Raw genomic sequence first — 5,419 nt, 5'->3', positions numbered from 1 at the left:
CACCTTAACAGTGGCAATCCGCTATCGCCTCTTGTGTTGTTGTATGTTTGATTAACTTATTATTAAGTTAACTTTTTTACTAAGCTTCATGCCGTTGCAATAACGGCAATCCACCTCGCCCTTTGTTTGTTCCTTTATTTGTGGTTTCATCCAGAACCGCCGTAGCGGCTATGGACTGCCCCCACTTTATTTGCGAATCATTATGATTCGTTCGATCTAAAACCATCCTATCTAATAGTTTCTATCTTTTCAACTCTTTTATCATTAAAATTATTTTATTTTTGAGAATATGTATGAAGCTTGAATACCAGTTAACACTGAGAATACCTGAGAAATTAGCAGATAAACTTAGACAACGAACTATTGATACAAAAAGATCAATGAATGCTGAAATTATTAATATGATTGAATATTGTATAGACAAAGAAGATTCTAGCAATGCTACAAAGTTGCGTGACATTATCGCAAATGCAGAATCGGTACTATCTTCATTAAAATAGTATAACATCATCATAAACCATCCTGTTATAGCTCCACTCTCTTGGTTAAAATTATAACAAGTTGATTTTTTTTACATACCCGAACTTTTCGGGTATTTTCATAAATTTAGCAGTTCATATATCAAGCCTGTATCAAAAACTTTTTCCCTAAGCTGATTATTGTTATTTACCTTAAGCTTTTTTTTGAGCCGCTCTATAGTATCGTAAATTGTGTGGTGAGATTTATACATCTTTAAAGCAACGGCTTTAGCTGAATCTAACCTTGTAAACCAAAATAAAACCTCTTTTTCCTTTACTGTTAAATTATATTGCTCTAATTGATCTTTCCTTGAAAATTGATGTTCTATTTTATCAATAATGAGTTCGTCATCTAACGTAACTCCCATTACATATGCCTGATCTATGATTTTTTGTGTAGTTACTTCAAATATCTCATGTAATATAGTTATATTGGATATAATAAATCCATTTTTATAAACTGGAAACCTCTTAATTAATAGGGTTTTATATCCAGACTTGTATTTATATCGACCTATATTTAATTGTGAAATTCCACTGTTTATCATTTTATCTTTAGTTAAAAATGATGGAGTTAAATTGCCATCACTCCAGATCATGTCTAAATCTGTTTTCATATAAATATCTCTAGGATTACTTAACCCTGCATTCATGCTAAGCGCCCTATTGCATTTTATTAATCGGCTATTTAGATCTTTTACAACAATCATATCAGTAATTGAATTTATCAGTTCATCCTCGCAATAAACAGATTCAAAGTCTGATATTAATTGATCAGATGTTTCGTGTAAGCTAGACTTTTTTGCAGTTTGAAATAATGTAATAGGTTTTTTAGGTGAAAATTGATCCATCAAATAGAAAATTATTAGTCTATATTGTGCTAATTGTAGCATTTTTTTATGGTTTTGATCCATTAATACGCAGCTCTATCCAAAGCATGGTTACTCCGTTGATGAATGATCTAAGAACTAATGCAACAGGGATAGGTATTGTTTCAGGTAGCTATTTGTATGCTTACGTACTTATGCAAATACCAACTGGCATATTAATGGATACAATTGGCTTAAAAAGGCTATTTATTTTAGCTTTGTCTATCTGTTCTATAGGTTTGATCGCCTTTAGCATGAGTCATAGTATTGAATCAGCATCTATATCAAGAGCAGTTATAGGTTCTTTTGCAGCAGCATCTACTATTGTTGGGTTTGGTGCAGTTTTGCGCTATTTTCCTATCGCAGCAGCACCTGTTTTAATTGGTGTAGTTCAATTTTCAGGAAATATAGGGGATATGATCTCAGGTTATCCTGTTGCATCAATGGTTAATAATATTGGTTGGAGAATGACTTCAGTTATTATTGCTATAATTGGCTTAGTTGTAGTTATTCTAGTTGCATGGAAATTGCCAAATTCAAAGGTTAATGAAGCTAATAATAATTTCATAACCCAAATTAAAAGCTTAAAAGATACATTCAAAAAGCCTCAAGTATGGATTTGCATAAGCTTTGCGTTTTTCATCTGGACACCTGTCCAATTGTTCGCAGGACTTTGGGGAACGTCTGCTATAGCTTTGCAATATCATCTAACAACTGAAACGGCAGCAGGATATGTTTCAATTACTTGGCTTGGAGTTGGTATTGGTAGTATTCTAATTGGTATAATGACTAATTTTTTAAAATCTTATCGTATACCACTTATTATATTTACTGCGTTAGGATTAATATTTTCATTTTCCCTGTTCGGTTACGTCACATTACCACTATGGTTATTGCCTATAGTATTTTTCATCTATGGCACAAGCGCATCAGGTCAAGCACTGAGTTTTGCTGTTTTGGGTCGATTAATCAAGAAAGAAAATATAGGAATTATGACAGCTGTTAACAACATGGCGGTTATGTTGAGTAGCGCAATACTTGATCCTGTTGTTGGTATATTAATTGATAATCATGCAAGCCATCATCTAAATGGCGCTGGGGCGTATACTGCAAGTGATTTTAGTTATGCTTTTTCAATACTTCCTATGATGTTTATAATCCCATTGATATTAGCATTCTTCATAAATGTAAAGTATCAAACTAACGATAGTAAATTAACTAATTGATGTATCAAGTAATTCTTGTTTAAAACAACAACCCCCAGTCCAATAAACAAAATCACATATAACAATAATATCGCATACTTTTTTGAAGTGCTATTTTTAAAGGTCTTTAAAAAAGACTCCACAAAATCATATAGCATAATCATAGCTAAATACAAGATTCCAATTCCTATTGTCATATAACCGATTACAGAAATAGTTTGTGAGTAGTAGGTTAGCATTGAAGCACAGTAACCTGCCATAATAAATAAAAGAGGGTATATGTAGGTTATTCGACTCATCTTAAATCCTTTTTCTTATTGACCTATAGATAATAACATCAATTTTAAAAATCAATCAATCTCATCTTAGATAGATTAGATCTATTATTTTATTTAATCTATTAGATAGATTGTAAATTATTGAATAAAAAATAATCTTAGTTAAAAAGTTAACTAATTAACTTTAGTTGTTATTCCCGATATGCCATATTATATAAGGGTTTATATAAGGTATATTATTTGAATATTAGTAGAAAATATATTAGATAAAGCAACCAAATGGTGAGATAAAGCAACTAAATGGTGAGATAAAGCAACTAATAAAAATAAGTTGCTTTAATGTTTTTTAATGGTAATATTATATTTAAAGGATATTGAATGGCAGATAAATTAGTGGATAAAAGTTTTTTAGTTTCTGGCGTATTTGCTGATTTGAAGTCAGAACACACATGGACTACAAACGAAGTGAAAGTAATATTACTATTGTTTTCTAAAATCTCTCAGTATGGGGTGTATTTACCTAAGCTTGAAGTTACAGACATACCATCTCATTTAAAAGAGTATATAAAAGATATTCCTAATGAATATATAATTAGTAGAGAGGAATTTCAGGAAGTTACAAGGGTTAGAGGTGAACATTTAGCAAGAGAAATAAACAAGGTTAGAAGGTCATTAAAATCTAAAACCATTGAAACACCCCACCCATTGAATCTAAAAGATGGCGATTCAGGTTCTTCGTATACATGGTTTACTGAACTTAGCTATTTAAATAAAACGGGTGAATTATATATTGAAATAAACAGAAAGATTTTAGACAGGATTGTCGCATTCGTGACCTATGCAAAAATTGATTTTAAATATGTTGCAAACATAAAAAACCATAATGCAATTAGACTTTATATATCATTAAAGCATTTAATGAGTGCCTATAGGAAAAACTCAATTCAAATAGGAGTTGATGAGTTTAAGGATAAAATGAATTTATTAGATAAATACAGGAGCTTCCAAACATTTAGAGCAAAGGTTTTAGATGTTATCAAGAGTGATCTAAATAACTTTAGTGACATATCTTTTAATTACGAACTCCACAAAACAGGCAAACGCTTCACCGACATAACCCTCAAATTTTCTCAGAAAAAAGATACAAACAAACAAATAGATCAACCAAAAAGCCAAACTCAAGAAATAGAGCACCAAAAGCCAGATGAGCCACTTAATTTTGATTTAAATGACCAAGAAATGATTATATCAGCGCAACTTCAATCTTATGGTATACCAAGAAATAAAGCATTAGAGTATGTTAGAGGTTATGGAGAAGATGCCTGCAAGCTTGGCATTGAAAAATTATTAGGTGAGATTCAAAAAGGCAGAGACATTAAAAATATTAGCGGCTATCTGGTATCTTGTATTGAAAGCTCTGCCAATAATAAAAGCTCAAAAGAAATTAAGGCAGCAATGAATTTTGCAGAAGAATTGGCGCAAGATCGTAAAGCTCAAGAAATTGAACGATTTAATGGTTTTGATACCTATATCAATAACAATGAGCAGCAAATACTTGTTTTACTTGCAAAGCATGAAGCCAACGAAAAGCTAACTGATGAATTAGAGATCGATATGCTTAGATGCTTAAAGGATGTTGTGGCTCAATATGAAGATTTAGAAAGTATGTCACCTTATTATCTCACACTAAGATTTAAAGGCGATATTTTAAACTACAGTAAAATTAAGTCTTTAGTTGAAGAACTAGAAGTTGCAACCAAGGAAGAAAGGATTGCAAAGCTTAAGGCAGAATTAGAAGCTAAGAAAACTGAGCTTGAGGAAGTAAGCGGAAAAGCTAAAGGACTGGTTGAGAAAGAAATTACTATGTTGAAAGTTGCTATTGCGGATTTAGTTTAAACTGGCTTTAGTCACGCGCGTGACTACTAGACAATAATTGTTGAATATTCAACAGTGTTGTGTGATAATGTTTCGTGCCTAGACAATTTATGGAGAACTTACATGGGTAAAGTTATTGGAATAAGTCAATCTAAAGGTGGAAGTTGTAAAACAACCACAGCGATTAATTTAGCAGGGGCGTTAATAGAACTTGGCTATAAAGCAATTGTTTGCGATATGGATAAAGATAAACCAGACGCTATAGAATGGTCAAAACAAGGAGGTGATAGGGAAAAAGGAATTAAATTTGTTATGCCATTATTTGATGAAACTCCAAGTAATCACATTCAGGAATTAAAGAATCAATATGACTTTATAATTCTAGATACCCCGCCAAATTATATGCAAGCCGCATTTAAAGCTATATTATTATCAGATTTAATTATATTACCATGCTCACCAAGCTTTTTAGATCAAAACAATTTATCTAGTGCTATTGAGTTACCTAAAATGAGCGGAAAACCTTTCAAGTTGCTAGCTTCTAAATATCAAAAGCGCCACCGTTTAAGTGAACAATTATTAGATCAGTTATCAAAAAGTGGATTGGCTTTACAATCAATAGTAACTTCCAAAAGCGTTGTTATGGAAGCTGCTTTTTATGGTGAATGGGTGGG

At 31.7% G+C, this 5,419-nt stretch carries 5 protein-coding genes; 4 read left to right on the top strand and 1 reads right to left on the bottom strand.

Annotated elements, in window-relative coordinates:
* Positions 1 to 293: 293 nt before the first annotated feature.
* Positions 294 to 500 carry an Arc family DNA-binding protein gene (locus tag ACY10D_RS07450; protein ID WP_487000125.1) on the top strand — a complete coding sequence of 69 codons (207 nt, stop codon included), beginning with the start codon at positions 294 to 296 and terminating at the stop codon, positions 498 to 500.
* Between the two features lie 98 nt (positions 501 to 598).
* Here the strand turns inward: ACY10D_RS07450 and ACY10D_RS07445 are convergent, their stop codons facing one another.
* Positions 599 to 1,432, bottom strand: coding sequence for a hypothetical protein (locus ACY10D_RS07445; protein WP_487000124.1), 834 nt, complete (start codon positions 1,430 to 1,432; stop codon positions 599 to 601).
* Between the two features lie 38 nt (positions 1,433 to 1,470).
* Between ACY10D_RS07445 and ACY10D_RS07440 the strand changes: the two genes are divergently transcribed.
* The 3 genes from ACY10D_RS07440 to ACY10D_RS07430 all read left to right on the top strand — a co-directional run.
* Positions 1,471 to 2,613, top strand: coding sequence for an MFS transporter (locus ACY10D_RS07440; protein ID WP_487000123.1), 1,143 nt, complete (start codon positions 1,471 to 1,473; stop codon positions 2,611 to 2,613).
* 635 nt (positions 2,614 to 3,248) lie between these two features.
* Complete coding sequence (locus ACY10D_RS07435) at positions 3,249 to 4,766, top strand: replication initiation protein (protein WP_487000122.1); 1,518 nt, start codon at positions 3,249 to 3,251, stop codon at positions 4,764 to 4,766.
* Positions 4,767 to 4,868: 102 nt separating this feature from the next.
* The coding region (locus ACY10D_RS07430; protein ID WP_487000121.1) for an AAA family ATPase at positions 4,869 to 5,419 on the top strand (551 nt) is incomplete at its 3' end.

This window comes from Cysteiniphilum sp., assembly GCF_057495195.1.
This window is presented reverse-complemented; position numbering and strand designations above follow the sequence as displayed.